The following is a 26,826-nucleotide window of genomic DNA, read 5'->3' on the forward strand; positions in this document are numbered from 1 at the left end:
AGGCGGGCATGACGCTCACCCATCTCGGCCAGCACAGCCCGCTGCCCGCCTCGCCGGACGAGGCGGTGCTGGATTATGTGCCCAATCCCCGCGCGAACGCGCTGTATCTGGTGCGCTTCGCCGCGCCGGAATTCACCTCGCTCTGCCCGGTCACCGGCCAGCCCGATTTCGCCCATCTCGTCATCGATTACGCGCCCGGCGAGACGATCGTCGAATCCAAGTCGCTGAAGCTGTTCCTCGCCGCCTTCCGCAACCATGCCGGCTTCCACGAGGCGGTGACGGTCGGCATCGCCGAGCGGCTGGCGGCGGAGATGCGGCCGCGCTGGCTGCGCATCGGCGGCTATTGGTATCCGCGCGGCGGCATTCCGATCGACGTGTTCTGGCAGTCCGGCGCCGCGCCGGAGGGGCTGTGGGTGCCGGACCAGGGCGTCGCGCCCTATCGCGGACGTGGTTGAGCCTCCCGCCGATCCCCAGATCGTCGTCCACGGCGCCGGCTCGGTCGGCTGCTGGATCGGCGGTGCGTGGCTGGCCGCGGGCCTGCCCGTATCCTTCGTCGGCCGCCCAAGCGTCCGCGACGAGATCGCCGCCAACGGCCTGACCCTGACCGATACCGAGCGCCGCCGGATCGAGCTGCGCCCCGACGAGGTCGGTTTCGCGGTCAATCCCAAGGCGCTGCGCAAGGCCGACATCGTCGCGCTGTGCGTCAAGAGCAGCGGCACCCAGGCCGCGGCGAAGGAGATCGCCCGCCATGCCCGCAAGGGCATCACCGTCATCAGCTTCCAGAACGGCGTCAGCAATGCCGATACGCTGCGCGCCGCACTGCCCCATGCGAAGGTGTTGGCCGGGATGGTGCCGTTCAACGTCGCGCGAATGGGTAATGGCCGCTGGCACAAGGGCGTTGCCGGCGCGCTCTGGGCCGAGGAGCATGACGCGACGCGCGCGCTCAACGACCGGATCGGCGACAAGCCCGGCAAGATGATCCTGTCCGGCGACATGCCCGGCGTGATGTGGGGCAAGCTGCTCGTCAATCTCAACAATGCGGTGAACGCGCTGTCGGGCCGCCCGTTGCTCGAGGAGCTGGCGAACCGCGACTATCGCCGGGTCTGGGCCGCCGCGCAGATCGAGGGGCTGGAGCTGCTCAAGGCGGCGGGGATCGAGCCGGCCAAGCTGGGCCCCTTCCCGCCCCGCCTCTTCCCTCACATCGTCGGCGCGCCGGACTGGCTGTTCCGGTCGACGGTGCTGAAGCTCTACAGGATCGATGCCGACGCGCGCTCCTCGATGGCCGACGATTTCGCCGCCGGCCGGCCGACCGAGATCGACGCGCTCAACGGCGAGATCGTCGCGCTCGCCCGCAGGCTGGGGCGCAAGGCCCCGGTCAACGAAGCGATCGTCGCGCTGGTCCGCCAGGCCGAGGCCGGCGTCGAGCGCGCCTGGGATGGCAAGGACCTGCGCGACCACGTGCTGGCCGGTCATAGGAGCGCGGCCGGATTCGGCTACTGATCAACGCCCTCGGAACAGCCCGCCGAGCAGGCCGCGCACGATCGAACCGGCCATGCGGTTGACCACCTGGCGCTGGACTGTCTTGCCCAATTGCCGCGCCACCTGCTCGTGGATCGGCGGATTGCGGCGGCGCTCGCGCTCCAGCCGCGCCGCCTCGCGCTCCTCGGCGATGCGCGCTTTTTCCGCCGCTTTCTCCTCGGCGATCCGCGCTTTCTCCGCATCGGCCGCCGCCTGCGCCTCGGCGGCCTGGGTCGCCGCCTGCTCGGCGCGCGCCTTCAGTATCTCGAACGCGCTCTCGCGGTCCACGACAGTGTCATAGGCATCGCCGATCGGCGAGATCGACTGGATGATCGCCCGCTCCTTCGGTGTCAGCGGGCCGAGCCGCGAGCAGGGCGGGCGCACGAGCGTCCGCTCGACCGGGGTCGGCGCGCCTTTCTCGTCGAGCGTCGAGACCAGCGCCTCGCCGGTCTTCAATTCGGTGATGACGGTGCGGACATCGACGGCCGGATTGGTGCGGAACGTCTCCGCCGCCGCCTTGATCGCCCGCTCGTCCTTCGGCGTGAAGGCGCGCAGCGCGTGCTGGATGCGGTTGCCGAGCTGGCCGGCAATGTCATCCGGAATATCCACCGGATTCTGCGTCACGAAAAACACGCCGACGCCCTTCGAACGGATCAGCCGCACCACCTGCTCGATCTTGTCCTGCAGCGCCTTGGGCGCGTCGTCGAACAGCAGGTGGGCCTCGTCGAAGAAGAAGACGAGCTTGGGTTTCTCCGGATCGCCAACCTCGGGCAGCTCCTCGAACAGCTCGGAGAGCAGCCAGAGCAGGAAGGTGGCGTAGAGCCGGGGGCTCTGCATCAATTTGTCGGCGGCGAGGATGTTGACGGTGCCGCGCCCCTGATCGTCGGTCTTCAGGAAATCCGCGATGGTCAGCGCCGGCTCGCCGAAGAAATGGCCGCCGCCCTGCGAATCGAGCTGGAGGAGCTGGCGCTGGATCGTGCCGACGGAGGGCCGCGTGACATTGCCGTAGCGCGCCGAAAGATCGGCGGCATTCTCCGCGCAGAAGGCGAGCATCGACTGGAGATCGTCGAGATTGAGCAGCAGCAGTCCCTGCTCGTCGGCGACGCGGAAGGCGATCGAGAGCACGCCCTCCTGCGTCTCGTTGAGGCCCATCAGCCGGGCGAGCAGCAGCGGCCCCATTTCGGAGACGGTTGTACGCACCGGATGGCCCTGCTCGCCGAACAGGTCCCAGAACACGACCGGGAAATCGGCATAGGCGTAATCGGTCAGCCCGATCGCCTCGGCCCGCTCGATCAGCTTGGCATGGGCGGGCGCGCTCGCCGAGCCGGGCATCGCCATGCCGGCCAGATCGCCCTTCACGTCGGCCATGAACACCGGCACGCCGGCGCGCGACAGACCTTCGGCAAGGACCTGCAGCGTCACCGTCTTGCCGGTGCCGGTCGCCCCGGCGATCAGGCCGTGGCGGTTGGCGAGGCGGAGCAGCAGGTGCTGCGGCCCGCCTCCGCCCTGGCCGACGAAGATGCGGTCCGGCTGATCCATACGCCTACCCCCTGTTCATTCCGGCATCAGCGCGCCCGGACGAGATCGACCCCGACATAGAAAGGCGGCGCATTGCCGCGCCGCACGAGCAGCAGCACGGTGTTGCGACCGGCCCGGCGCGCGGCGGCGATGATGTCGTTCAACGGTTCGGTGGTCGGCGTCGCCGTCTGATTGACCGACAGGAGGATGTCGCCGGGGCGCAGCCCTTTCTGGCCGGCATCGCTGTTGGGATCGACTGCGGTAATCACCAGCCCGCGCACGCTGGCATCGGCGATCTGGAGCTGGCGGGCCAGCGCCGGCGTCAGCGGCTGGAGCGTGAGGCCCAGGCTGGCGCGCGCCGATTCCTGGCCGGCGCTGGGCCGGTTTTCATCTTCCTTGGTGGCGTCGTCGGCCTGCGCGTCCGGCTCGCCGCCGCCCAGCCGCGCCAGCTCCTCCTCGCTCGGCCGCTCGGCGATCTGCACGGTCGCGGTGCGCCGCTGACCGCCGCGAATATATTCGAACGGCACGCGGGCGCCGATCTGCTGCTGCGCGACGAGATAGCCCAGCGTCTGGTCCGGCGTCACAGGCTGCCCCCCCACCGAGACGATCACGTCGCCCTGGCGGATGCCGGCGCGTTCGGCCGGGCCGCCGGGCGACACGCTGCGGATCAGCGTGCCGCGATTGCGCTCGATGCCGAGCGCGGCGGCGACGCCTTCGTCCACGTCCTGCATGCCGATGCCGATATAGCCGCGCCGGACGCGCTCGCCGCGCCGCAGCGCCTCGACGATGGGGCGGACCTGCTCGGCCGGAATCGCGAAGCCGATGCCGACATTGCCGCCGGTCGGCGAGATCAAGGCGGTGTTGATGCCGATCACATTGCCGTTGACGTCGAACATCGGGCCGCCCGAATTGCCCGAATTGATCGAGGCGTCGGTCTGGATGTAGCGGTCGTAAAGGCCGGCATTGATGTTGCGGTGGAGCGCCGAAACGATGCCGGCGGTCACGGTACCGCCCAGGCCGAACGGATTGCCGATCGCGACCACCCAGTCGCCGACCCGGACCCGGTTCGAATCGCCGAAGCGCACGAAGGGCAGGGCGCCGCGCGGAATGACCTTCAGCACCGCGATATCGGCGACCTGGTCGCGCCCGACCACCTCCGCCTCATATTCGGTGCGGTCCGAAAGGGTGACCGTGATCTGCTCGACCACCGCGTCGGGCCGCGCGGGCGCGACGACATGGTTGTTGGTGACGATATAGCCGTCGGCCGAGATGATGAAGCCGGAGCCCAGCGATCCGCCGCGCTGCGTGATGGTGCCGCCGTCGCCGCCGCCTTCGGGGACCGGCGCGCCGAAGCGGCGGAAGAATTCCTCGAAGCCCGGCGGCATCTGGCGCTGGCGCACCTGGATGCTCTGGCGGGTGGAGATGTTGACCACCGCCGGCTGGAGCTGTTCGACCAGATCGGCGAAGCCGGGGGCGCCGCGCGCCGGCGGCGGCGTGATCGCCCCGGCCTGGTTCTGCGCGGTCTGCGCGCCGACCGGGTTGAGGGTCAGGGTCGCCGCGGCGCCGCCGAGCAATATGGCGGCGGAGATCCCATAGACGTAACGCACCTTAACGATCCTTCCTTGACTGTCGCCCGCCCAGTGGCGCGCGCGGCCCGGACGGGCCCGCGACGCTCACGCTAGGCGGTCCGGCTGAATGGAATTTGAATGACTGCGACAAATGTGGCGCATCAGCGCTGCCCCCGGAACTGCCGCAGATACTGGTTGTCGGGCGACAGGATCACGCTGGTCCGCCCGCGCGGATTATCCGCCGTGCCGCCAGCCGAGAAGCTCGCGTCGTAGGACTGCATCGCCCGATAGAAATCGTAGAAAGCGGGATCCTGGTTGAAGGCGCCGGCATAGGTCGCCGCCGCCTCGGCATCGGCCTCGGCGCGGATGATCTGCGCCTGCTTCAGCCCCTGCGCCTGGATCGAGCGGGCCTCCTGCTCGCGCGCGGTGCGCATCCGCTGATAGGCGGATTCGAGCGGGGTGCCGTCCGGCAGGTCGGCGCGTTTGATGCGCACATCGACGATCTGCGCGCCATATTGGATGGCGACGCGGTTGAGCGCGTTCTGGATATTGTCCATCATCTGCCCGCGCTCGGGGCTCAGCAAGGCCGCGAAGGGCCGCCGGCCGAGCTCGTTCCTCAGCGCGGAACCCAGAATGGGTCGCAGCGCGTCGGACACCCGCTCCTCCGTCTGCGCCGCCCGGTACATCTGCAGCGGATCGACGATCCGGTAGCGGGCATAGGCATCGACCTGGAGCCGGAGCTGATCGGTCGAGAGCACCTGCTGATTCTCCATGTCGATGGAGAGGATACGCTTGTCGATCCAGATGATCTGCTCGGCGAACGGGATACGCGCGGTGAGCCCGGCCCCGCTCTGCCCGAACGTCTCGTTCGGCCGGTAACGATTGATGATGCGGTCCGGTTCGCCGAAGCGGACGATCACCGCCTGCTTCGTCTCCGGCACGATCGCGAAGGTGCTGCCGACCACGACCAGCAGAATGATCGCGGCGAAGGCGAGCGCGAGGGGATTGCGGAAGAAGCGGGTCATCGGCCCTGCCCTCCCTGCTGCGCCTGCGGCTCGGGCGCGGCCTGGACCTGGCCCTGACGGCGCGCAACCTCCGGCAAGGCCAGATAGGGCGTGACGCCGGGCGCCTCGACGATGGTGGTGTCGACACGGCTCAAGATTCGCTCCATCGTCTCGTAATACATGCGCCGCCGCGTCACTTCGGGCGCGACGCGATATTCGGCATAGACCTTCTCGAACGCCGCCGCGTCGCCCTGCGCCTTGGCGGTGATCTGCAGCGCATAGGCGCGCGCGTCGTTCATGTAGCTCTGCGCCTGCTGCTGCGCGGCCGAGACCTGGAGAAAGGCCTCGTTGACCGCCGAGGGCGGCACCGACTGGTTGATCGCGACGCCCTGGATACGCACGCCCGCGCCGTAATCGTCGAGGATCTGCTGCATGATCTGCTCGACATTCTGCTCGATCTGGGAGCGGCCGGCGCCGATCGCGTCGTCGAGGCTGACCCGGGCGACGGCGGCGCGCATCGCGCTTTCCGCGACCTCGCGGATCGTCACTTCCGGCTCGGCGATCCTGAACAGGTAGAATGCCGGCTCCTTGATGTTCCAGCGCACCGAATAGGCCAGATCGATAACGTTCTGGTCGCCGGTGAGGATCAGATTCTCGCTGCCGGTCGCATCGGGAACGCTCGTGGTGCGGATATTCTCGATATCGATCTTCTGCACCCGGCCGATCGGCGCGGGCCAGGAAAAGCCGATGCCCGGCTGGATGGTGTAGGAATATTCGCCGAACACGGTAACGACGCCACGCTCCTGCGGGCTGACCCGGTGGACGCTGGTGAGCCCCAGCCACAACAAGGCGAAGACGATCAGGCCATAGAGCCAGTAGGGACGTCCGTCCGACGGCGGGAAGCGGCCGCCGAACCGGTCGCGGCTCTTCTTCAGGAAATCGTCGAGCGAAGTGATGTCACCCCCGCCGCCGGTCCTGCGCCGGCGCGGGCCCGGCCCGCTTTGGCCGCCCCAGGGGTTGCGCGGACCGCCGCCCCCCGAACCGCCATCGTCTCCTCCACCGCCGTTGCCGCCGCCCCAGGGGCCGCCGCCGCGATTGTCGCTCAATACCCAGCCGAATATGCGTCTCATGAGGCCCTTATAGGAAGCGTTTCGCGGAAAAACAGTGCCAAGCCTTGCCTGATTGCCTATCGGAACGGCGATGAGCGACCCGAACGACCCGATCGCCGCGGCGATCGCCGACATTCCCGACCCCGCCGGCCGGGGCAATCTCGCCGAATCCGGCCGCATCGCCATGACCCGGGTTAAGGACGGCAAGGCGACGATCGTGCTCGACGCGACCGGCCTCACCGCCGATCAGCGCGCCGGGCTCGAGCGGCGGGTCCGCGCCGCCACGGTCGCACTGCCCGGCGTCGATGAAACGCGGGTGGCGATGACGGCGGAGCGGCTGGAACGGACCATCGTCGCGGTCGGCAGCGGCAAGGGCGGCGTCGGCAAATCGACCGTCGCCGCCAATCTCGCCGTCGCGCTGGCCCGGCTGGGCAAGAAGGTCGGCCTGATCGACGGGGACATTTACGGCCCCTCCCAGCCGCGCATCATGGGCCAGGCGAACCGGCCGGAGATGATCGACGAACAGATCGTGCCGCTTCCCGCGCACGGCGTCCGGATGCTCTCGATGGGCCAGCTGATCGAGCCCGGCACCGCCGTCGCCTGGCGCGGGCCGATGACGGCCAGCGCCTTCACCAACCTGATGGAAGCCGACTGGGGCGATTGCGAGCTGCTGATCGTCGATCTGCCGCCCGGCACCGGCGACATCCAGATGACGCTGATCCAGAAGTTCCGGCCGGCGGGCGCGGTGATCGTCTCGACGCCGCAGGATCTGTCGCTGATCGACGCGACCCGCGCGATCGACATGTTCCGCAAGATGGACGTCGGCATATTCGGCCTCATTGAGAACATGGCCGGCTATGCCTGCCCCCATTGCGGCGAGATCAGCGATCCGTTCGGGACGGGCGGCGCCGAAGCGGCGGCGAAGACCATGGGCATCCCCTTCCTGGGCCGCATCCCGCTCACCATGTCGATCCGCAGCGATTCCGATGCCGGCCGCCCGCCCGCGGCGGGGGAAGGCGAGGAAGCCGCCACCTTCCGGGCGCTCGCGCTCCGGCTGCTGGAGCAGGTAAGATAGGAGTGAGGCCATGCCGCTGACCCGCGACGAGGACATTTACGCGCTGCTGGCCGATGCCCGCACGATGGCGATGATCGGCGCGTCCGACCGGCCCGACCGGCCGAGCTATGGGGTGATGAAGTTCCTCCAGGACCACGGCTACCGCGTCATCCCGGTCAATCCGCAGATCACCGGCGAGCATGTCCACGGCGAATATGTCTGGCGCGAGCTGGCCCAGATCGGCTTGGCCGTAGACATCGTCGACATCTTCCGCAACGCGGCGGCGGCCGGCGATGCGGTGGACGAGGCGATCGCGGCGGGCGCGAAGGCGGTGTGGATGCAATTGGGCGTGATCAACGAGGCGGCCGCCGCCCGCGCCGAGGCGGCCGGTCTCAAGGTGGTGATGGACCGCTGCCCGAAGATCGAGATCCGGCGCCTCGGCGTTCCGCCGGTCGGTTGAAGCCGAATCCTAGGGCGCGGCGGACGCCATCCGGATCGGCGGATCGAGGCGCGACGTCCCCGGCATCATCACCCGCACGCGCCGGTTCGCGAAATCGACCGAAACCCGGTCGAACAGCCGCAAGGCGTCCATGCCGAGCAGGATCGCCGGGCGATTCTCCAGCCGCAGCTGGCGGAAGGGATGCGCGTCGGCGAAAGCGATGGGCAGATCGACGATGTCCACTCCGCCGATCTTGATGCGCCGCGCGACGCTCGCCTCGGCGGTGAAGCGGGTGCCGGTGACGCTCAGCAGCGAGACCGGCATGATCGGCCCGAGCTGGTTGCGGCGGGCGAGCGCGCGGCGCAGCGCTCCGTTGCCGACCGTCATCTGTGCGCCGGTATCGATGATCACATGGACGCGCTGGCCATCGACCGAGGCATCGACCAGCACGAGCCGGCCGAACAGGCTGCGGCCGGTGATGACGATCGTGTCGCCGTCCCAGCGTTCCTCGCGCTGTCGCGACGGCGTGATCGTCATCACCTCACGCGCGAAATCGAAATCGACGCGCTGCGACTGGAGGCTGTCCACGCCGAGCATGCCGGCGGCGCCGAGATTGCGCCGGGCGAGCGCGGGCGCGTGGATGTCGTCCATCCGCCGCGCGCCGACCTGAAGGCCGGGCACGATCACCGTCGGAATCCGGCTCACCTCGGTCATGCTGTGCACCGTCGCGATCCGCCCCGCGCCGAGACCGAGCTCGCGCGCCAGCTCGTGCGAGATCACCGTGCGCTCCGATCCGGTATCGACGATGAAATCATAGGGCCCGCGCCCGGCGATGCTGACCGGCACGGTCATCCGCTGGGTGTCGTCGAGCAGATAGTCCAGCGTCTCCGCCTCGTCGGCCGGCGGCGGGGGCCCCGCATCCTGCGCCGGCAGCGGCGGCGCGAGCGCGATGGCCATCGCCAGACCGGCCGCGCGCAGGGTCGAAAAGCCCACCTGCATGTCGCTCTCCCGTTTGTTATCCGCGGGACAGGTAACGCAGACCGCCGCCAGGCGCGACGCCGCTTCGACGAACGTCACATATCGGGCCGCCAGCGTCAGACGACGGCGAGCGCGCGTTCCCGGAGCCGCTCGACGGCGGCGGCGTGGATGCCGGGCGTGGCGACGAGCACGCCGAACGCCTCGCCCGAGGCGGTGTTGAAGGCGAGCGGCTGGCCGAGCGCGCCGGTGACGGTGGCGCCCGCCTCCTCGGCGATCAGGGCGGCGGCCGCGATGTCCCATTCGAAGCCCCAGCGCAGGGTGGCGAGCAGGTCCGCCTCGCCGGCCGCGACCATCGCGATCCTGAGCGCGATCGAATTGGGCTTGGCGACGGCGGCCAGATCGGCATCGACCGTGGGCAGGCTGTCCGCCGGCACCCGCGCCCCGGCCAGCTTTGTGCGGGGGGCGACGCGCAGCCGCTGACCGTTGCGCCAGCTCCCCTGCCCGCGCGCGGCGGTCCACAACTCGCCGCGCATCGGCGCGGCCAGCGCGCCCAGCACCGGCACCCGATCCTCGACCAACGCGATCGAGACCGCCCAGCCCGGCCGCTCGCGAACATAATCGCGGGTGCCGTCGATCGGATCGACCACCCACAGTCGCCGTCGCTCGATCCGGTCGGACAGGTCCACCGTCTCCTCGGACAGCCAGCCCGCCTGCGGATCGAGCGCGGCCAATTGCGCGCGCAGATAGGCGTCGACCTCCAGGTCCACGTCGCAGACCGGCTGGCCGGGCACTTTCTCCCAGCGTCTGAAATCGGTGCCGAACCGGCCGGCGGCGATTCGTCCCGCGGCCTCGGCGATGGCGGCGACGTCCTCAAGCACCGGCGACCATCATCCCTTCGATGCGCAGGGTGGGAACATTGACGGCGCGGCGATGTTCCAGGTCGTTCGCGGGGACGAGCGCGCGGAACATGTCGATCAGGTTGCCGGCGATGGTGATCTCCGCCACCGGCGCGGCGATCTCGCCGTTCTCGATGAGGAAGCCGGATGCCCCCCGGCTGTAATCGCCGGTCACCGGATTGACGCCCTGGCCGATCAGCTCGGTCACATAGACGCCGCGCTTCACGTCCGCCATCAGCTCGGTCGGGCTCAGCGCGCCCGGCTCCAAATGGACGTTGGTCGCCCCCGCGCCCGGCGCGCCGCCGGTGCCGCGCACGGCATGGCCGGTCACGTCCAGCCCGAGCTGGCGCGCGGCGGCGGCGTTCATCAGCCAGCCGGTCATCCGCCCATTGTCGATCAGCCGGCGCGCGACGGTCGCCACGCCCTCGCCGTCGAACGGCTTGGATTTGAGCCCGCGCGGCCGGTGCGGATCGTCGACGATGACGATGCCGGGCGCGAACAGCGTCTCCTCTTCCCGCCCCAGCAGAAAGCTCGACTTGCGCGCCACGGACGGCCCGTTCAGCGCGCCGACCAGATGGCCGATCAGGCTGCCGCCGATGCGCGGATCGAAGATCACCGGCATCGCCCCGCTCGGCAGGCGCGCCGGATTGAGCCGCTTCACCGCCCGTTCGGCGGCCAGCCTGCCGATCGCCTCGGGCGCGTCGAGATCGACGAAATGGCGAACCGAGTGGCTGGCATGATCGCGCTGCATCCCCGCGCCCTCGCCGGCGATCACGCTCGCCCAGCCGCCATAGCCGCTGGTCGTATAGGCGCGCGCGAAGCCGTGGCTGGTGGCGAGCCCGACGACGGTGCGCCCGGCGCTCATCCCGCCGCCTTCGCTGTTGGTGATGCCCGGATGGGCACGCGCCGCATCCTCGGCGGCCAGCGCCAGCGCCTTCAATTCCACCGGCGAGGGATCGGCGCCGTCGTCCGCCTCGATCCCGGCCATCGCGCCGGTCAGCAGCCGTTCGGCCGGCGCGAGTCCGGCATAGGGATCCTCCGGCGCCTCGCGCGCCATCGCGGTGGCGCGCTCGACCAACGCGGTCATCGCATCGTCGGACAGATCGGAAGAGGAAACGCTCGCGGACCGGCTGCCCACGAACAGCCTGAGGCCGATCTCCTCGCCCTCGGCGCGGGTCACGTCTTCCAGCTCGCCCAGGCGCACCTGCACGCTGGTCGCGGCATCGCCGACATAGAGCGCATCGGCGGCATCGGCCCCGGCACGCATCGCGGCCTCGACGAGCGCGGCGGCACGCTGCTCGGCTTCATTGACACTAAGCATCAGGAGCACCTAGGGCCGCGCCCCCCAAAAGCAAGCCTCAAGCGGTCCCCACCACATAGCAGGCGGCGAACATCAGCAGGCCGGCGAAGCGGTTCGAGCGGAACCTGGCGAGCGCATCCTCCCCGTCGTCGATCCGCAAGGTCGCGACCTGCCAGCCGAGATGCGCCGCCATCGGCAGCAGCGCCAGCAGCGCGAACCATTCGATCCGCACCAGTTGCACCGCCGCCGCCCAGCAGGCGAGCGCGACGAGGTAGCAGACGGCCACCCCCATCTTGGCATGGCGCCCCAGCGCCCGCGCCGAGGATTTGACGCCGACCAGCGCGTCGTCCTCCTTGTCCTGCAGCGCGTAGATCGTGTCGTAGCCGATCGTCCAGAAGACCGACCCGGCATAGAGCAGCAGCCCCGGCACCGCGATCCCGCCCGTCACCGCCGGCCAGGCGACCAGCGCCGCCCAGGAGAAGACCAGCCCCAGCCAGGCCTGCGGCCACCAGGTGATCCGCTTCATGAAGGGATAGGCCGCGACCGGCGCGAGGCTGGCCAAAGCGATGCCCTGCGCCATCGGATCGAGCCGGAGCAGCACGACCAGCCCGATCAGGCTCATCGCCACCAGCAGCGCCCAGGCCGCCCTCAGCGACACCCGCCCGCTGGCCAGCGGGCGCAGCCGGGTGCGCGCCACCGCCTTGTCTAGGTCCTTGTCGACGATGTCGTTATAGACGCAGCCCGCCGATCGCATCGCGAAGGCGCCGAGCGCCAGCCAGCCGATCAGCGCCCAGCCCTGGGTCCCCGCGCCGCCGCCATTCATCCCCGCCAGCGCCACCGCCCACGCCCCCGGCCAGAAGAGCAGCCACGCGCCGATCGGCCGGTCCAGCCGGATCAGCGAGGCGAACGGCCGCACGGGCGCCGGCAACGCGCCGATCAGCCCGCGCCGCTCGCTGTCGGGAACGATGTCCGAAATATCCGATTTGTCGGCCAACATTTGGCTACACCTAACGACAGGTCGCGACTTGTCGAAGGCCATTTCCACCAGATTCTCGTCACCCCGGGCTTGACCCGGGGTCCACCTTTCAGCCTTTGCTTGTGCCGTAAGAAGGTGGATGCCGGGTCAAGCCCGGCATGACGTACAAGAATCGTCGAGGAGCTGACTATCCCCGCCACCCCCGCCTGGCCCCCGCAAAGCCTGCCGCGCCTGTTCGTCGAGACCGGGCTGGCCGAGGGCATGGCGCTCACCCTCGACGGCCCGCCCGCAAACTATCTCGCCAACGTCCTGCGCCTCGGCCCCGGCGCGCAGGTGAAATTGTTCGACGATGCGACCGGCGAATGGCTCGCCGAAATCGCCGAAGCCGGCCGCAAGCGCGTGACCCTTGCCGTCGGCCGGCAGCTCCGCCCCCGCGAAACCGTCCCCGATCTCTGGCTCCTCTTCGCCCCGATCAAGCGCGGGCGGATCGACTGGCTGGTCGAGAAGGCGACCGAGCTGGGCGTCGCCCGGCTCCGGCCCGTCCTCACCCGGCGCACCATCGTCGACAAGCTCAACCTCGAACGCCTGCGCGTCCACGCCATCGAGGCCGCCGAGCAATGCGAGCGCACCGCGCTCCCCGCGCTCGACGCCCCGGAGAAACTGGAGCGCCTGCTGCGTGACTGGCCCGCCGACCGCATCCTCTATTTCGCCGACGAGGCCGGCGGCACGCCGCTCGCCGAAGCCGCGACGCCCGGCCCCGCCGCCATCCTGATCGGCCCGGAGGGCGGCTTCACCGATGCCGAGCGCGCCGCGATCCGCACCGTGCCCCAGGCCCGCCCCATCGGCCTCGGCCCCCGCATCCTGCGCGCCGACACCGCCGCGCTCGCCGCGATCAGCCAGTGGATGGCGCTGGCCGGCGACCACGCCCTTCCCCCGCGCGCGCCGGCGTGCAAGGATTGACGCACACCGACAAGGAGACCCCCCGCATGGCCGAAGCGCCGATCGCCCAGCGCCGCACTCTTTACCCGCCGATCGAGCCTTATGAATCGGGCATGCTCGACGTCGGCGACGGCCACCGCCTCTATTGGGAGCGCTGCGGCACGCCGGGCGCCAAGCCGGTCGTCTTCCTCCATGGCGGGCCCGGGGCGGGGTGCAGCCCCGATCATCGCCGCCAATTCGATCCGGCGCGCTACGACATATTGCTGTTCGACCAGCGCGGCTGCGGCCGCTCCGAGCCCTATGCCAGCCTCGAGGCCAACACGACCTGGCACCTCGTCGCCGATATCGAGCGGCTGCGGGAGCTGGCGGGCGTCGACAAATGGATGGTCTATGGCGGCTCCTGGGGCTCGACGCTGGGCCTCGCTTACGCCCAGACCCATCCCGACCGCGTCACCGAGCTCGTCCTGCGCGGCATCTTCACCTTTCGCGAGAGCGAGCTGGACTGGCTCTACAAATGGGGCGCGTCCGAAATCTTCCCGGACAAATGGGAGGAGTTCCTCGGCCCCATTCCGGAGGCGGAGCGCGGCGATCTGGTCGCCGCCTATCACCGCCGCCTGACCGGCGACGACGAGGCCGAAAAGCTGACCGCCGCGAAGGCCTGGAGCAAATGGGAGGCGGAAACCGTCACCCTGCTGCCCGATCCCCATGTCATCGAATCCTTCACCAGCGACGAATTCGCCATCCCCATCGCCCGGATCGAAAATCACTACATGCTGGGCAGGGGCTGGCTCGAGGAAGGCCAGCTCATCGCGAACGCGGGCAGGCTGAAGGACATTCCCGGCGTCATCGTCCAGGGCCGCTACGATTGCTGCACGCCGCCGGCCACCGCCTGGGACCTCTCCAGGGCCTGGCCGGAGGCGAAGCTGGTCATCGTCCCGGACGGCGGCCACCTGTTCAACGAGCCGGGCGTGCTCGACGGCCTCATTCGCGCCACCGACGCCTTCGCCGCCTGATCCGACATCTGGGGGGCTGGCGCGCGCCACCGCGACACCGTAGCTTCGTTTCGAATGCGATCCTTTGCTTTGGGGAGTAACGATCATGCGCCTGGCTCTTCGCACTGTCCTCGCCGCCTCGGCCGCCGCCGCCATCCTCGCCACGCCGCTCGCCGCCCAGCCAGCTCCGGCGCCGAACCGGCCCTTCACCGCGACCGGCACGCTGCAGGGCTGCAACCCCCGGGCCGGCGATCATGCCGTCCGCCTCACCGCCGGCACGCGCTACACGATCCGGGCCGCGTCAGAGGATTTCGATACGATCCTCGCGCTCTACCGGACCGACAGCAACGAGCCGGTCGCCCAGAATGACGATGCGGACGGCAGCCTCAATTCGCGGATCGGCTACACGGCGAGCGAGACCGGCACCTATTGCCTGCGCGTCACCGGCTATGGCGGCGGCGCCGGCGGCAGCTACACGGTGAGCGCCGAGGTCGCGCCGCCCGCGCCGCCCGCCAATGCGACGCCGACCCGGACCGAATCGACCGAATGGCGCGTGTTCGACGGCGAGCTGGCCGGCGACGGCGCGCCGCGCGACTATGCGCTGACCCTGGCCGAGGGCCAGATCGCGATGATCAGCCTGGAATCCGACGCTTTCGATCCGGTCGTCGAGGTCCGCCGCGCCGACGATCCGGACGGCGATGCCATCGAGATGGACGACGATGGCGGCTCCGGCCTCAACTCCTTCCTCGTCTTCTCCGGCGAGGCGGGCGACTATCTGGTCCGGGTGCGCGCCTACAGCTCCAGCGGCGAAGGCGCCTACACGCTCAAGATCGGCCAGTAATCATTCGCCGATAATCATTCGGCCGCGACCGGGCCGGCCTCGCCGGCCCGGCCCGGCCTGAGCCGCCGGATCAGCCTTGGGATGGGACCGTTGCGGTCCATCCATTCGGCATAGTCGACATAGGCCGGGTCTTCGGAAAGGTGCTGCTCCTCGGTCTTCGCGCGCCAGTAATAGACGCCGCTGACCAAAGCGAGCACCGCCGTGTTGCGGATCATGTCGACCGGATTGCCGCTGGTCGCGAGGAAGGGCAGCACCGCGCACCACCAATAGAGGTTCTTGGCCACATAGGCCGGATGCTTGGTCCAGGCATAGGGTCCGTGGGTCAGGATGCCGCGATGGGTGAGGTTGGAGAAGCGCAGCCCGAACGCCACCGTCGCCCAGGCATAGACACCGGTCAGGAAGGCCAGCCACAGCCCCATCAGCGCCATGGCGAGCGGATGGTCCGCCAGCCAGTGTGTCCATTCGCCCGATCCCATATGATAATCGAGCGGCCCGCCCGGGTTCATCAGGATGAAGGGCGGATAGCAGATGAGCGCCGCCGTCCACCCCGCCGCATAGGGGTTCGCGGAGCGGATATGGGCGTCGAGCGGCTTCAGCGTCAGCACATAGCCGACGGTGGCGAAGGTCACGTCCACCAGGAACATCGCGCCGATCAGCCAGAGCGCGAGATTGACCGGGCTGGCCGCGATCCACGCGGAGTCCGCCGCGATCGTCACCTCCCAGTTTCCCGGCACGATCGAGATCATGAAGGCGAGGAAGAAGCCCTTCACCGCCCAGGCGCGCAGGAATTCGTGCACCTGTTCGCGCTCCGCCTCGCCTGGCCGGCCGATCAGCATCAGCCCGAAATGCCAGGCCCCGTCGCGCGGCTCGGCCAGCCGCCGGTCCAGCCAGATCACATAGGGGATCGAGGCGACGGCGAAGGGGATGATCGCCACCCCGATCACCTGCATGGCGAAGAGATAGGCGCCGTCCCAATACCAGCGCGCGATGCAGTAGCAGGCGCCGATCGCCGCCCAGATGCCCCACAGGCCGGCGATCTTGACGATGCTGATGTCGATGCTGTCCTTCAGCGGCCGGCACGGCATCGCCCAGTCGATCCCGGTCGTCGCCCTGCGATGCACCTTGTCGACGATCAGCGACCAGGCGACCATCGGCACCGCGCAGGCCAGCAGGGCGACGAGCGCCGCCAGCGGCCCGGCCAGGCCGAAGGCGCGCGCCGCCGCCACCCAGGCGACCAGCCCGGCCAGGCCGACCAGCCCGACCATCGTGCTCACCGCGGATTGCGGGCGCGGATCGTGGCGCGCGTCCGGCGCGATCTTCACCTCGGCATTCATCGCCGGCCGCTCTGGCACACAAGTCGTAAGCAAGCGGTGAAGAGGTGGGACGCATCGACATCAAATCCCCTCTCCCCGCCGGGGAGAGGGAGCATGGCACCGCCGCGATCTCGCCTTCCTGCGGCAATAACGGGGGCGCAAGTAAGGGATTCTTAAAGTTATTTCTGCGCAAATCATGTCCGGGGAAAGCCGTGTCGACGGCGGGGATGGTGATGTTTTTACAGGAAAACGTCGTGGAGACGAGCTTCTCCTTTTCCAGCCAGGTTCCGCAACCGCCCGAGCGGCGGCAGGCGGAGCGCCATATCAAGATCCTGCGCGTCGGCACGCTGGTGATCGACGGCCGGCGCGAGCTTTGCCTGATCCGCAACGTCTCGGCCGGCGGGCTGATGGCCCATGTCTACAGTCATGTCGCGCCCGGCCAGGCAGTGATCGTCGAGCTCAAAACCAATCAGCAGGTCGCCGGCCGCATCGCCTGGGTGCGCCAGTCCAATGCCGGCATCGCCTTCGACAACGAGGTCGATATCGAGGAATTGCTCGCCAATCCCCGCGTGCTCGACAATGGCTGGCAGGCTCGCGCCCCGCGCATCGAGGTGGACCGCGCCGCGGCCCTGCGCGCCGGCGCCCGCACGCACCGCACCCGCACGCTCGACATCTCCCAGAGCGGCATCAAGCTCGACACCGACGCGACGTTCGAGCCCGGCGACGAAGTGGTCGTCACCCCGGAGGATTTCCGCCCCCTCGCCGGCGTCGTCCGCTGGCAGAACGGCCGCCAGTGCGGCGTCGCCTTCAACCAGATCGTGCCGCTGTCGGAGCTGATCGGCTGGCTGAAGCGGCGCTGAGGCGGCGGGCGGCGATGCCCGCCATCGAAGTATCGGCACGCATGCTCACACGTCCCGCGCCGTCATGCCGACTTAAAATGGGGACAGTATATATTTAATTCCCAGTTCCGACCTGCTATCGCCCGCTCATGCCGCGCCTTGCCCGCCTCGTCGTCCCCGGCCTCCCGCACCATGTCACGCAGCGCGGCAATCGCCGCCAGCCGACCTTCTTCGGCGAGGAGGATTACGCGCTCTATCTCGATCTGCTGCGGCGCTGGTGCGCGAAGGCGGGCACGCGGATCTGGGCCTGGTGCCTGATGCCCAATCATGTCCACCTGATCCTCGTGCCGGCGCATGAGGACGGGCTGCGCGCCGCGCTCGGCGAGGCGCACCGGCGCTACACGGCGCACGTCAACGCGCGGGAGGGCTGGCGCGGCCATCTGTGGCAGAGCCGCTTCGCCTCCTTCCCGATGGACGAGGACTGGCTGATCGCCTGCGCGCGCTATGTCGAGCTCAATCCGGTCCGGGCGCGGCTGGCGAAGCGGCCGGAGGACTGGCGCTGGTCGAGCGCGCGGGCGCATCTCGCCCTGGCGCAGGACAATGTGACGGAGACGGCGCCGCTGCTGGAGCGGATCGGCGACTGGCGCGCGCTGCTCGACGGCGGGCTGGACGACGAGGCGCGCGAGGCGATCCGCAGGCGCGAGCGCAGCGGACACGCGCTCGGCGGCGACGCGTTTCTGGACGGTCTGGCGGCGATGCTGGGCCGCGAGGTCAGACCCCGCCCGCGCGGCCGCCCCCGGCGAAGCGAATAAATATATACTGTCCCGGTTTTTTCCGAGATCAGCAGCCAATAAGGCGTTCCCTCCCACGCGCGTCCCCCGGAGATTGCGGCCTCATGCCGCCCTCACAAGGCAACCGACGATCAGGGGTTTGCGCGCATGCCTCCTGACCCCATTAGGCCGATGCGCGATGGAGTGGGCGTCCGCAACAGGTCGGAAGTGATCCTCTGCCCCGCCCGCTTCCAATGTAGGAAATGCTCTGCCACGCTTGCCCCGACTCGGGGCCCATGCCCCGGTTCGCCGGCTCTTTGAATCGTCCGTTTCGCCCAAAAAATTTCGTAGGCACACCGTCGCGCATATGGGTGAAGATGCTGAAGTTTCGCGCTCTTGCCTTCCGCCCTTCGACCCCGCCAAAACACCCCTCACCCTGTCAACTTTGTCAACTTAACAGAGAGGGACGCCCTGATTGCGCGGCGGTGGCGGCGGGCCTAAATTCGCCCGATGCTCGACGCCCTCTCCGCACCCGCCGCGCCTCATGTGATCCGTCGCGAGGAGTATCGCGCGCCGGACTGGCTGGTGCCCGAAATCGCGCTCGAATTCGATCTGGACGCGGCGCGCACCATCGTCCGCGCCGCGCTGACCGTCGAGCGGTCGGGCGATCACAAGCTCCCCGTCCGGCTCGATGCCGAGAATCTGCGCCTGATCCGCGTCGCGGTGGATGGGCAACCGGTCAATTATTGGTTCGAAGGCGATGTGCTGAAGGTGCCGGTCGAGGGCGACCGCGCGGTGATCGAGACCGAGGTCGAGATCTCCCCGCGCGCCAACACCCAGCTCATGGGCCTCTACGAATCGGGCGGCCTGCTCTGCACCCAGTGCGAGGCCGAAGGCTTCCGCCGGATCACGCCCTTCCCGGACCGCCCCGACGTGCTCAGCCGCTACCGGGTCAAAATGACCGCCGACAAGGCGCTCTATCCGGTGCTGCTGTCCAACGGCGATCCGGTCGGCGCCGGCGAGCTGGACGGCGGCCGCCACTGGGCCGAATGGCGCGATCCCTTCCCCAAGCCCTGCTACCTCTTCGCCCTGGTCTCCGGCGATCTGGTCGCCAATCGCGACAGCTTCACCACCCGTTCGGGCCGCACGGTCGATCTCGGCATCTGGGTCCGCGACGGCGATGCCGAGCGCACCCGCCATGCGATGGACTCGCTCAAGGCGGCGATGAAGTGGGACGAGGAGGTGTTCGGCCGCGAATATGATCTCGATGCGTTCAACATCGTCGCGGTCGCCGATTTCAACTTCGGCGCGATGGAGAACAAGGGCCTCAACGTCTTCAACTCGCGCTACATCCTGGCCGATCCGGACACCGCGACCGACATGGATTACGACGCGATCGCCGGCGTCGTCGCCCACGAATATTTCCACAATTGGTCCGGCAATCGCGTCACCTGCCGCGACTGGTTCCAGCTCTCGCTAAAGGAGGGCTTCACGGTCTTCCGCGACCAGCAGTTCAGCGCCGACATGGGCAGCCGCGCGGTGAAGCGGATCGAGGATGTCCGGATGCTGCGCGCCGCCCAGTTCCCGGAGGATGCCGGTCCGCTCGCCCATCCGGTGCGCCCCGATTCCTATATCGAGATTTCGAACTTCTACACCGCGACCGTCTACAACAAGGGCGCCGAGCTGATCCGGATGATGCACACCATCCTCGGCCCCGAGCGGTTCCGCGCCGGCTGCGATCTCTATTTCGAGCGGCATGACGGCCAGGCCGTCACCTGCGAGGATTTCGTCAAGGCGATGGAGGAGGCGAGCGGCGCCGATCTCGGCCAGTTCCGCCTCTGGTACAGCCAGGCCGGCACGCCCAAGGTCACCGCCCGCCTCGCCCGCGACGGCGATGCGGTGACGCTGGAGCTGGCGCAGGAGGTGCCCGCCACGCCCGGCCAGCCGGCCAAGCAGCCCATGGCGATCCCCCTCAAGGTCGCCCTGCTCGACGAGGCGACCGGCAAGGCGGTGGACGAGCGGCTGGTGATCCTCGACGCCGGCCAAGCCAGCATCCCGCTGGCCGGCGCGCCCGTCAGGCCGGTCCTCTCGATCAATCGCGATTTCTCCGCGCCGGTGATCGTCGAGACCGACCGCGCCGCCGCCGATCTCGCCTTCCTCTCCGGCTGCGACGACGATCCCTTCGCCCGCTACGAGGCGATGCAGCAGTTGATGCTCGACACGCTGATCGCAGGCGTCACGTCCGGCGCGGGCGATCATGGCGCGGTGGTCGATGCCGTCCGCCGCACGCTGACTGACGAGGCGCTCGACCCCGCCTTCGTGGCCGAGACCGTCCTGCTCCCCAGCGAATCCTTCGTCGGCGACCGGATGGCGCAGGTCGATCCCGAAGCCATCCACCGCGCCCGCGAGGCGCTGCGCGCCGATCTCGGCGCGGCGCTCGACGACATCTGGCGCGGCGCCTATGCGGCCAGCGTCGCCAACCGATATGAATACAATCCCGCCGCCAAGGGCGCGCGGCGCCTGCGCACCATCGCGCTCGGCTATATCGCCGCAACCGGCGCCGCCGATGCCCCCGCTCTGGCCAAGCGCCAGTTCGACGAGGCGGACAACATGACCGACCGGCAGGGCGCGATGGGCGTCCTCGTCAACGGCGATGCGCCGGAGCGGGCGGCGGCGCTGGCCGCCTTCTATGATCGCTACCGCGACAACGCGCTGGTGATCGACAAATGGTTCACCACCCAGGCGCTCGCCACCCGCGCCGACACGCCCGCGCTGGTCGAGGAGCTGGCGAAGCACCCGGATTTCACCCTTGCCAATCCGAACCGGCTGCGTTCGCTGGTCGGCGCCTTCTCGGTCAACCAGCGCGCCTTCCACGACGCCTCGGGCCGCGGCTACCGCTTTCTCGCCGACATGATCCTGGCCGAGGACAGGCTCAATCCGCAGACCGCCGCCAAGCTGGTCCCGCCTTTGGGCCGCTGGCGCCGCTTCGACGAGGGCCGCGCCGCCCTGATGCGCGCCGAGCTGGAGCGGATCGTCGGGACGGACGGCCTCAGCAAGGACGTGTTCGAACAGGCCAGCAAGAGTCTGGCCTGAGGCGTCCCGTTACTGCCCGATCCAGGCGGCGACCTGATCGGCCACCTGGTTGGCGGCCTGGTTGAGCGCCGGCGCGACCGCCTCGGCCGTCGCCTCGGCGACCGGCACGCGCGCCTCGAAACGGTTGGCCGCGACGCTGCCGCCCGCCTGGGGAATCGTCGCGTCATAGACGACCACCGCCTCCATCGCATTGGGATCGAGCCCGAAGCGGGCGAGATGGCCGGTCACGCGGGTGCCGGGATCGCGGGCATATTGGGCGGGATCGAGCACCACCCGGCCGGTCCGGACCGCGATCGTCTCGCCGAGCAGGCGGGCGAAAAGCGGACCGGGATATTCGACCCAGGCGGCGCCGGTCAGATACTGGATCGTCGTTTCGTTCACATAGACCGGCACGCGCGCCGTGCGCAGCGCCTGCGGCACGGTGGGCTCGGCGACGGTGACGGCGGCGCCCTGCCCGGCGGTGCGCGGGCTCGCCGCCGGCCGCGTCTCGGCGGAGGTCAGGGTCAGCAGCCGGTCCGGCCCCTTCGACCCGCCGAAGCAGGCGGAGAGAGAAAGGGCTGCGGCCAAGGCGGCCAGGGCTTTCACGCGCATCGTCAATTCCCCCTTCCGGGCCGATAGTCTGGCAGGCGCTGCCCGCCGATCACGCCCCCGACGCCGCGCTGGTTGAGCCGGTCGGTGATCTCGCGCAGCGATTCCGAGGTCGCGCGCAGATCGCGGATGAGCTGACCGACCTCCGGGAGCGTCTGCGTCGAGAAGGCCTGGATGCCCGGCCGCGCATCGCCGATCGCGCCTTCGAGCTGGCGCATGCTCTGGTTCGCAGCGCGCAGGGTCTCGCGCAAGTCGGCGAGCAACGGGCGGCCATCCTGTTCGACCAGGTTGCCGGTCGTTTCGGCGAGCTGGCCGATCCGCTCCGCCGCCTGCCCCGCCTGTGCGATCGCGACCCGCGCCTCGGCCAAGGTCGCCGCGATCTCCGGCGAGCGCTCGTTGAGCGAGCGCGTCACGCCCTCGATATTGTCGAGGATCGCGGCGAAGCTCTCCTGGTTGCGGTCGGACAGCAATTCGGTCAGCCGCTCGGTCAAGGTCGTCACCCGCTCGAGCAGCTCCGGCGCGGTGTTGAGCAACTGGCCGAGCGCGCCTGGCCGGGTCGGGATCACCGGATAGCCATAAGGGCATTCGGATTCCGGGTTTCGCTCGGGGCAGCGTATCTCGGCCACCGGCTGCCGATCCCCCGCGCGTTGCTCAGGCGGATCGAGTTGTATCTGGGAGACGCCGGTGAAACCGACGCCCCGGATCGTCGCGGTCGTTCCCTCCAGTACAGGCGTGTTGTTGCTGACCGTGATCCGCACCCGGATGAATTGCGGGCTGCGCGGCTCCAGGTTGATCGAGTGGATCTGCCCCACGGGAACGCCCCGGAAGGTCACGCCCGATCCCTTGGCGAGACCCTCGACCGATTGCTGGAAGAAGACGTCGTAGGTCTTCTGCCCGCCTTCGCCGAACTGGCCGAGCCAGATGATGAACGCGATCATCGCCGCGACCAGGCCGAGCACCACGCTGCCGACGAGGATTTGGTTGGAACGTGTCTCCATCAGCTCCCGGCCTCTTCGCGTTCATTGATCGTCGCCGCCGCGCGCCCGCGCGGCCCCTTGAAGTAATCCTGAATCCACTGATGGTCCAAAGCCAATAATTCCGGAATCGTTCCGATGGCCACTACCTTGCGGTCGGCCAGCACCGCGACCCGGTCGCAAACCGCATAGAGCGTGTCCAGATCGTGCGTGATCAGGAAGACGGTGAGCCCGAGCGCGTGCCGCAACTCCTTGATGAGCTGATCGAACGCCGCCGCACCGATCGGGTCGAGTCCCGCCGTGGGCTCGTCCAGGAACAGCAATTCCGGATCGAGCGCCAGCGCGCGCGCCATGCCGGCGCGCTTCTTCATGCCGCCGGATAGCTCGGCCGGATAGCGCGTGGCGGCCAGGGCCGGCAAGCCGGTCATCGAAATCTTGTAGGCCGCGATCTCGTCGAGCAGGTCGCGATCGAGGCCGTGGAAGAATTCGCGGATCGGCACCTGGACATTCTCGGCGACGGTCAGCGTCGAGAAGAGTGCGCCGCCCTGGAACAGGACGCCCCAGCGGCGGCGGACATGCTTGGCCTCCTCCTCGTCGCGGCCGACCATCGGCTCGCCGAACACCTCGATCTCGCCGGCCTCCGGCGTCTGCAGGCCGATGATCGCGCGCATCAACACCGATTTGCCGGTGCCCGATCCGCCGACCACGCCCAATATCTCGCCGCGCCGGACGTCGAGGTCGAGCCCGTCATGGACCACCTGCTCGCCGAACGCGTTGCGCAGCCCCCGCACCGAGATGATCGGATCGGCGTGTTCCATCAGGTCCAGCCGATCGAGGTGAAGAAGACGGCGAAGAAGGCGTCGAGGACGATGACCAGGAAGATGCCCTGGACGACGGCGGTGGTGGTCCTGAGGCCGACCTCCTCGGCATTGCCGCGCACCTGGAGGCCCTGATAGCAGCCGGCCATGGCGACGATCATGCCGAAGACCGGCGCCTTTATCAGGGTGCGGTAGATGTCGGTCATCGGCACGATTTCCTGCACCCGCTGAAAGAAGGTGACCGGTGGAATGTCGAGCACGGTCCAGCAGAAGAACCCGCCGCCGACGATTGCGATGACGGCGGCATAGAAGCCCAGCAAAGGCATCATCAGCACCGTCGCCAGCACGCGCGGCAGCACCAGCGCCTCCATCGGCGAGACGCCGATGGTGCGCATTGCGTCCACCTCCTCATTGAGCTTCATCGAGCCGAGTTGCGCGGCGAAGGCGGAGCCCGAGCGCCCTGCGACCATGATCGCGGTCATGAGCACGCCCAATTCCATGAAGGCGGCGCGCGCGATCAGGTTGATCGTATAGACTTCCGCGCCGAACTGGCGGAGCTGCACCGCGCCCTGCTGGGCGATGACGATGCCGACCAGGAAGCTCATCAGGCCGATGATGCCCAAGGCGTTGACGCCGACCATCTCGAAACGCGTCACCACCGCATTGAAGCGGAAGCGGCGCGGATGCTTGATCAGGTGCCAGACCGAGATGCACAGCGCGCCGAAAAAGCCGAGCAGGCCGACCAGCGTGGTCAGCGCTGCCTTGGTTGCCGCGCCGACATCGGCGACCATGCCGAGCATCTGCGGCTCGGGCTCGGCGCGGACCTGCATCGGCTGGTCCGCCTTGGCGACCTGGTCGAGCAGCAATTGCTGCTCCTCGCTCACCCCTTCAATCCGCGCGCCGCGATCGCGCGCCAGCTTGTGGATCAGCCAGGCGCCGACCGTGTCCATCCGCTCGACGCCGGACAGGTCGACCAGAATGTCGTTGGCAGTGATCGCGTCCAGCTCCTCGGAGAGCTTGCGCAGCCGCAGCAAGGTGAGACTGCCGGTGAAGCGCAGGACGCACCGGCCATTCTCGACATTGCTGCTGAATTCGGCGGTGACGCTCATGCAAGGAGACTGCTTCAATTCCCGGGATGCGGCAAGCAACCATGGACAATGTTCAAGCTTTCATGTTCGAGGAGGTTCCATGACCGAGGCGCTCGCCATCTACGATATGGACAAGACGGTGACGCGACGGCCGACCTTCACGCCGTTCCTGATCCATGCCTGCGCGCGGCTCGCACCGTGGCGGGCGGTGCTGCTGCCGGTCGTCGCATTGACCGTGCTGGCCTATGGGATGCGGCTGATCGACCGAGGCCGGCTCAAGGAGCTGAACTACCGGCTGCTGATCGGCCGGCCGACGCCGGAGGCGCTGGAGCCCGTCATCCACAGCTTCGCCGACCGGCAGGTCGCGACCAACATCCTGCCCGGCGCGCGGACCCGCCTTGCCGAGGACAAGGCGGCCGGGCGTCGGCTGGTGATGGCGACCGCCTCCTACCGGCTCTACGCCGCTGCGATCGCCGCGCGGCTGGGCTTCGACGACGTGATCGCCACCGACACCCTGGCCGACCGCAAGGGGCGGATCGTCGCCCGGATCGACGGCGCCAATTGCTACGGCCTCGGCAAGCTCGACATGATCGAGGCCTGGCTCCAGCGCGAGGGGCTGGAGCGCGAGGCGGTCCATATCCGCTTCTATTCCGACCACATCTCCGATTCGCCGGTCCACGCCTGGTCGGATGAAGCCTTCGCCACCAACGCCCACGACCGGCTGGTGCGCCTGGCCACGGACGAAGGCTGGGAAGTGCTCGACTGGCGCGACCGGAAACGGGCGCGGCGCTAGTTTCCTCCCCGCGATTTCGCGAGGAGGAAAGGGGCTCTAAACCGCCTTCAGCGCCTGGTCGAAATCGGCGATCAGGTCGTCGGGGTCCTCCACCCCGATCGAGATGCGGACCAGATTGTCGGTGATGCCGAGCGCCGCCTTGCGCTCCGGCGGGACCGACAGGTGCGTCATCGCCGCCGGCGCGCTGGCCAGCGTCTCGGTGCCGCCGAGGCTGACCGCGAGATGGGCGATCTTCAGCGAATCGAGGAAGGCGAAGCTCTCCGTCTCGCCGCCCTTCAGGTAGAGCGAGAAGGTCGATCCCGCGCCGGTGCAGTGCCGGCGGTAGATGTCCGCCTGCCGCCCGTCCTTCAGGAAACCGAGATAGCCGACGCTCTCCACCTTCGGATGATCGCGCAGGAATTCGCACACCTTCTCGGCATTCTCGCCGGCGCGGGTCATGCGCAGCTCCAGTGTCTCGAGGCTCCTGAGCAGCATCCAGGCGGTGTTCGGATCGGTGATCGTGCCGATCGTGTTGCGGAGCATCCGGATCGTGTTGATGAGTTCCTTCGACCCCGTGATGCCGCCCGCGACCAGATCGCTGTGTCCGCCGGCATATTTGGTGAGGCTGTAGACGCTGAGGTCCGCGCCGTGGCGCAGCGGCTGCTGCCAGAGCGGGCCCAGGAAGGTGTTGTCGATCGCGATCGGCGGGCGCTCCCCTTGCGCGAACATCTCGTCGCGCACCTTGCGCACCGCCTGGATATCGACCAGCGCGTTGGTCGGATTGGCCGGGCTCTCCAGATAGATGAGCGGGACGCGGCCCTGCGCCTTCGCCTGCTCGACCACGGCGGCGATCTCCGCCTCGGTCGCGCCGGCGGGGAAATCGAGCCAGGCGACGCCGAAGCGGCCGAGGATGCGGCCGATCAAGGTCTCGGTCGCCGCGTAGAGCGGGCCGGAATGGACGACCACGTCGCCCGGCTGGACGAGCGCGAGCAGCAGGGTCGCGATCGCCGACATGCCGGAGGAGAAGGTGAGCGCGTCCTCGGCATCCTCCCAGAGGCCGAGCCGGTCCTCGAGAATCTCCTGATTCGGCCCGTTGAAGCGCGAATAGACCAGGCCCTCGGCGCCGCCGGGGCGCTTGCCGGTCACGCCTTCGAAATGGCGCTTGCCGGCCGCCGCATTCTCGAAGACGAAGGTGGAGGTGAGGAAGATCGGCGCCTTCAGCGAGCCTTCCGACAAGGCCGGATCGAAGCCATGGCCCATCATCAGCGTCGAAGGCTTCAGCTTGCGCCCGCCGATTTCGAGCACGTCGGGCTTGGGGCGGCGGCGCGGGGTCGCGCCCGTCAGTTCGGATTCGTCTGCCATTCTTCGTCTCCTTCCGCTGCACGCGGATGCTGTGTGGAGACCGAGCCTGTCGCGTCGGGACAGGCTCAAGGCCGGCT

25 protein-coding genes are annotated in these 26,826 nt (G+C 68.9%); 11 read left to right on the top strand and 14 right to left on the bottom strand.

The window, feature by feature from the left end; all coding sequences use genetic code 11:
* Positions 1-8: 8 nt before the first annotated feature.
* Together queF and KF780_00315 are read left to right on the top strand one after the other, a co-directional pair.
* Entirely contained in the window at positions 9-455 is a 447-nt protein-coding gene (queF, locus tag KF780_00310) for a preQ(1) synthase (GenBank protein MBX3560232.1), read from the top strand.
* Complete coding sequence (locus KF780_00315; GenBank protein ID MBX3560233.1) at positions 448-1,500, top strand: 2-dehydropantoate 2-reductase; 1,053 nt, start codon at positions 448-450, stop codon at positions 1,498-1,500. Before queF ends, KF780_00315 begins: the two co-directional genes overlap by 8 nt.
* On the opposite strand, the gene KF780_00320 is transcribed toward KF780_00315, so the two are convergent.
* The 4 genes from KF780_00320 to hflK all read right to left on the bottom strand — a co-directional run bounded on the left by KF780_00320 (position 1,501) and on the right by hflK (position 6,738).
* Positions 1,501-3,057, bottom strand: a complete 1,557-nt coding sequence (locus KF780_00320) for a DUF853 family protein (GenBank protein MBX3560234.1) — start codon at positions 3,055-3,057, stop codon at positions 1,501-1,503. It abuts the gene before it with no gap.
* A 26-nt stretch (positions 3,058-3,083) separates the two neighbouring features.
* Positions 3,084-4,643 (bottom strand): Do family serine endopeptidase, encoded by a 1,560-nt coding sequence (locus tag KF780_00325; GenBank protein ID MBX3560235.1) that lies wholly within the window; start codon positions 4,641-4,643, stop codon positions 3,084-3,086.
* Between the two features lie 122 nt (positions 4,644-4,765).
* The gene (locus tag KF780_00330) at positions 4,766-5,629 is read right to left on the bottom strand and encodes a protease modulator HflC (protein ID MBX3560236.1); all 864 of its coding nucleotides are present in this window, start codon (positions 5,627-5,629) and stop codon (positions 4,766-4,768) included.
* The gene (hflK, locus tag KF780_00335; GenBank protein MBX3560237.1) at positions 5,626-6,738 is read right to left on the bottom strand and encodes an FtsH protease activity modulator HflK; all 1,113 of its coding nucleotides are present in this window, start codon (positions 6,736-6,738) and stop codon (positions 5,626-5,628) included. The genes KF780_00330 and hflK overlap by 4 nt, the downstream gene beginning before the upstream one ends.
* A gap of 70 nt (positions 6,739-6,808) precedes the next feature.
* Between hflK and KF780_00340 the strand changes: the two genes are divergently transcribed.
* Positions 6,809-7,792, top strand: a complete 984-nt coding sequence (locus tag KF780_00340) for an Mrp/NBP35 family ATP-binding protein (GenBank protein MBX3560238.1) — start codon at positions 6,809-6,811, stop codon at positions 7,790-7,792.
* Between the two features lie 10 nt (positions 7,793-7,802).
* Positions 7,803-8,231: a CoA-binding protein gene (locus tag KF780_00345; protein MBX3560239.1), complete on the top strand. Its 429-nt coding sequence runs from the start codon at positions 7,803-7,805 to the stop codon at positions 8,229-8,231.
* Between the two features lie 9 nt (positions 8,232-8,240).
* Here the strand turns inward: KF780_00345 and KF780_00350 are convergent, their stop codons facing one another.
* From KF780_00350 to ubiA, 4 genes are all read right to left on the bottom strand, one after another.
* Positions 8,241-9,209 (bottom strand): aspartyl protease family protein, encoded by a 969-nt coding sequence (locus KF780_00350; protein MBX3560240.1) that lies wholly within the window; start codon positions 9,207-9,209, stop codon positions 8,241-8,243.
* A gap of 95 nt (positions 9,210-9,304) precedes the next feature.
* Positions 9,305-10,066: a 3'(2'),5'-bisphosphate nucleotidase CysQ gene (locus tag KF780_00355; GenBank protein MBX3560241.1), complete on the bottom strand. Its 762-nt coding sequence runs from the start codon at positions 10,064-10,066 to the stop codon at positions 9,305-9,307.
* Complete coding sequence (locus KF780_00360) at positions 10,059-11,405, bottom strand: TldD/PmbA family protein (protein MBX3560242.1); 1,347 nt, start codon at positions 11,403-11,405, stop codon at positions 10,059-10,061. Before KF780_00360 ends, KF780_00355 begins: the two co-directional genes overlap by 8 nt.
* A gap of 37 nt (positions 11,406-11,442) precedes the next feature.
* The gene (gene ubiA / locus KF780_00365) at positions 11,443-12,381 is read right to left on the bottom strand and encodes a 4-hydroxybenzoate octaprenyltransferase (GenBank protein MBX3560243.1); all 939 of its coding nucleotides are present in this window, start codon (positions 12,379-12,381) and stop codon (positions 11,443-11,445) included.
* 168 nt (positions 12,382-12,549) lie between these two features.
* Here ubiA and KF780_00370 point away from each other — a divergent pair, with 168 nt between their 5' ends.
* From KF780_00370 to KF780_00380, 3 genes are all read left to right on the top strand, one after another.
* Positions 12,550-13,320, top strand: a complete 771-nt coding sequence (locus tag KF780_00370) for a 16S rRNA (uracil(1498)-N(3))-methyltransferase (GenBank protein ID MBX3560244.1) — start codon at positions 12,550-12,552, stop codon at positions 13,318-13,320.
* A 26-nt stretch (positions 13,321-13,346) separates the two neighbouring features.
* Complete coding sequence (pip, locus tag KF780_00375) at positions 13,347-14,312, top strand: prolyl aminopeptidase (protein MBX3560245.1); 966 nt, start codon at positions 13,347-13,349, stop codon at positions 14,310-14,312.
* Positions 14,313-14,397: 85 nt separating this feature from the next.
* Complete coding sequence (locus KF780_00380) at positions 14,398-15,132, top strand: PPC domain-containing protein (GenBank protein ID MBX3560246.1); 735 nt, start codon at positions 14,398-14,400, stop codon at positions 15,130-15,132.
* A gap of 14 nt (positions 15,133-15,146) precedes the next feature.
* Here the strand turns inward: KF780_00380 and KF780_00385 are convergent, their stop codons facing one another.
* On the bottom strand, positions 15,147-16,466 hold the full coding sequence (locus tag KF780_00385; GenBank protein MBX3560247.1) for a protein-S-isoprenylcysteine methyltransferase: 1,320 nt from the start codon (positions 16,464-16,466) through the stop codon (positions 15,147-15,149).
* 212 nt (positions 16,467-16,678) lie between these two features.
* Here KF780_00385 and KF780_00390 point away from each other — a divergent pair, with 212 nt between their 5' ends.
* The 3 genes from KF780_00390 to pepN all read left to right on the top strand — a co-directional run bounded on the left by KF780_00390 (position 16,679) and on the right by pepN (position 21,147).
* Positions 16,679-17,305 (top strand): PilZ domain-containing protein, encoded by a 627-nt coding sequence (locus KF780_00390; protein ID MBX3560248.1) that lies wholly within the window; start codon positions 16,679-16,681, stop codon positions 17,303-17,305.
* Between the two features lie 128 nt (positions 17,306-17,433).
* Positions 17,434-18,096 (top strand): transposase, encoded by a 663-nt coding sequence (locus KF780_00395; protein MBX3560249.1) that lies wholly within the window; start codon positions 17,434-17,436, stop codon positions 18,094-18,096.
* A gap of 468 nt (positions 18,097-18,564) precedes the next feature.
* Positions 18,565-21,147 (top strand): aminopeptidase N, encoded by a 2,583-nt coding sequence (pepN, locus tag KF780_00400; protein MBX3560250.1) that lies wholly within the window; start codon positions 18,565-18,567, stop codon positions 21,145-21,147.
* Between the two features lie 9 nt (positions 21,148-21,156).
* Here the strand turns inward: pepN and KF780_00405 are convergent, their stop codons facing one another.
* From KF780_00405 to KF780_00420, 4 genes are read right to left on the bottom strand one after another with little or no spacing between them, the layout of a single operon-like run.
* Positions 21,157-21,738 (bottom strand): membrane integrity-associated transporter subunit PqiC, encoded by a 582-nt coding sequence (locus KF780_00405; GenBank protein ID MBX3560251.1) that lies wholly within the window; start codon positions 21,736-21,738, stop codon positions 21,157-21,159.
* Between the two features lie 2 nt (positions 21,739-21,740).
* A complete protein-coding gene (locus tag KF780_00410) occupies positions 21,741-22,733 on the bottom strand; it encodes an MCE family protein (protein MBX3560252.1) in 993 nt (330 codons plus the stop codon).
* Positions 22,733-23,527: an ABC transporter ATP-binding protein gene (locus KF780_00415; protein MBX3560253.1), complete on the bottom strand. Its 795-nt coding sequence runs from the start codon at positions 23,525-23,527 to the stop codon at positions 22,733-22,735. The genes KF780_00410 and KF780_00415 overlap by 1 nt, the downstream gene beginning before the upstream one ends.
* Positions 23,527-24,636 (bottom strand): MlaE family lipid ABC transporter permease subunit, encoded by a 1,110-nt coding sequence (locus KF780_00420; GenBank protein MBX3560254.1) that lies wholly within the window; start codon positions 24,634-24,636, stop codon positions 23,527-23,529. The genes KF780_00415 and KF780_00420 overlap by 1 nt, the downstream gene beginning before the upstream one ends.
* 79 nt (positions 24,637-24,715) lie before the next feature.
* Between KF780_00420 and KF780_00425 the strand changes: the two genes are divergently transcribed.
* Positions 24,716-25,408, top strand: coding sequence for an HAD-IB family phosphatase (locus KF780_00425; GenBank protein ID MBX3560255.1), 693 nt, complete (start codon positions 24,716-24,718; stop codon positions 25,406-25,408).
* A 36-nt stretch (positions 25,409-25,444) separates the two neighbouring features.
* On the opposite strand, the gene KF780_00430 is transcribed toward KF780_00425, so the two are convergent.
* Complete coding sequence (locus KF780_00430) at positions 25,445-26,749, bottom strand: cystathionine gamma-synthase family protein (protein MBX3560256.1); 1,305 nt, start codon at positions 26,747-26,749, stop codon at positions 25,445-25,447.
* Between the last annotated feature and the right edge of the window lie 77 nt (positions 26,750-26,826).

The organism is Sphingomonas sp. (assembly GCA_019635535.1).
Classification (GTDB): Bacteria; Pseudomonadota; Alphaproteobacteria; order Sphingomonadales; family Sphingomonadaceae; genus Allosphingosinicella.

Coding starts and splice junctions, on each gene's coding strand:
- KF780_00340 (MBX3560238.1), top strand. CDS start 6,809: ATGAGCGACCCGAACGACCCGATCGCCGCGGCGATCGCCGACATTCCC.
- KF780_00395 (MBX3560249.1), top strand. CDS start 17,434: ATGCCGCGCCTTGCCCGCCTCGTCGTCCCCGGCCTCCCGCACCATGTC.
- ubiA (MBX3560243.1), bottom strand. CDS start 12,381: ATGTTGGCCGACAAATCGGATATTTCGGACATCGTTCCCGACAGCGAG.
- KF780_00380 (MBX3560246.1), top strand. CDS start 14,398: ATGCGCCTGGCTCTTCGCACTGTCCTCGCCGCCTCGGCCGCCGCCGCC.
- KF780_00345 (MBX3560239.1), top strand. CDS start 7,803: ATGCCGCTGACCCGCGACGAGGACATTTACGCGCTGCTGGCCGATGCC.
- KF780_00405 (MBX3560251.1), bottom strand. CDS start 21,738: ATGCGCGTGAAAGCCCTGGCCGCCTTGGCCGCAGCCCTTTCTCTCTCC.
- KF780_00415 (MBX3560253.1), bottom strand. CDS start 23,527: ATGGAACACGCCGATCCGATCATCTCGGTGCGGGGGCTGCGCAACGCG.
- KF780_00360 (MBX3560242.1), bottom strand. CDS start 11,405: ATGCTTAGTGTCAATGAAGCCGAGCAGCGTGCCGCCGCGCTCGTCGAG.
- KF780_00385 (MBX3560247.1), bottom strand. CDS start 16,466: ATGAATGCCGAGGTGAAGATCGCGCCGGACGCGCGCCACGATCCGCGC.
- queF (MBX3560232.1), top strand. CDS start 9: ATGACGCTCACCCATCTCGGCCAGCACAGCCCGCTGCCCGCCTCGCCG.
- KF780_00430 (MBX3560256.1), bottom strand. CDS start 26,749: ATGGCAGACGAATCCGAACTGACGGGCGCGACCCCGCGCCGCCGCCCC.
- pip (MBX3560245.1), top strand. CDS start 13,347: ATGGCCGAAGCGCCGATCGCCCAGCGCCGCACTCTTTACCCGCCGATC.
- KF780_00420 (MBX3560254.1), bottom strand. CDS start 24,636: ATGAGCGTCACCGCCGAATTCAGCAGCAATGTCGAGAATGGCCGGTGC.
- KF780_00425 (MBX3560255.1), top strand. CDS start 24,716: ATGACCGAGGCGCTCGCCATCTACGATATGGACAAGACGGTGACGCGA.
- pepN (MBX3560250.1), top strand. CDS start 18,565: ATGCTCGACGCCCTCTCCGCACCCGCCGCGCCTCATGTGATCCGTCGC.
- KF780_00410 (MBX3560252.1), bottom strand. CDS start 22,733: ATGGAGACACGTTCCAACCAAATCCTCGTCGGCAGCGTGGTGCTCGGC.
- KF780_00330 (MBX3560236.1), bottom strand. CDS start 5,629: ATGACCCGCTTCTTCCGCAATCCCCTCGCGCTCGCCTTCGCCGCGATC.
- KF780_00350 (MBX3560240.1), bottom strand. CDS start 9,209: ATGCAGGTGGGCTTTTCGACCCTGCGCGCGGCCGGTCTGGCGATGGCC.
- hflK (MBX3560237.1), bottom strand. CDS start 6,738: ATGAGACGCATATTCGGCTGGGTATTGAGCGACAATCGCGGCGGCGGC.
- KF780_00390 (MBX3560248.1), top strand. CDS start 16,679: ATGTTTTTACAGGAAAACGTCGTGGAGACGAGCTTCTCCTTTTCCAGC.
- KF780_00320 (MBX3560234.1), bottom strand. CDS start 3,057: ATGGATCAGCCGGACCGCATCTTCGTCGGCCAGGGCGGAGGCGGGCCG.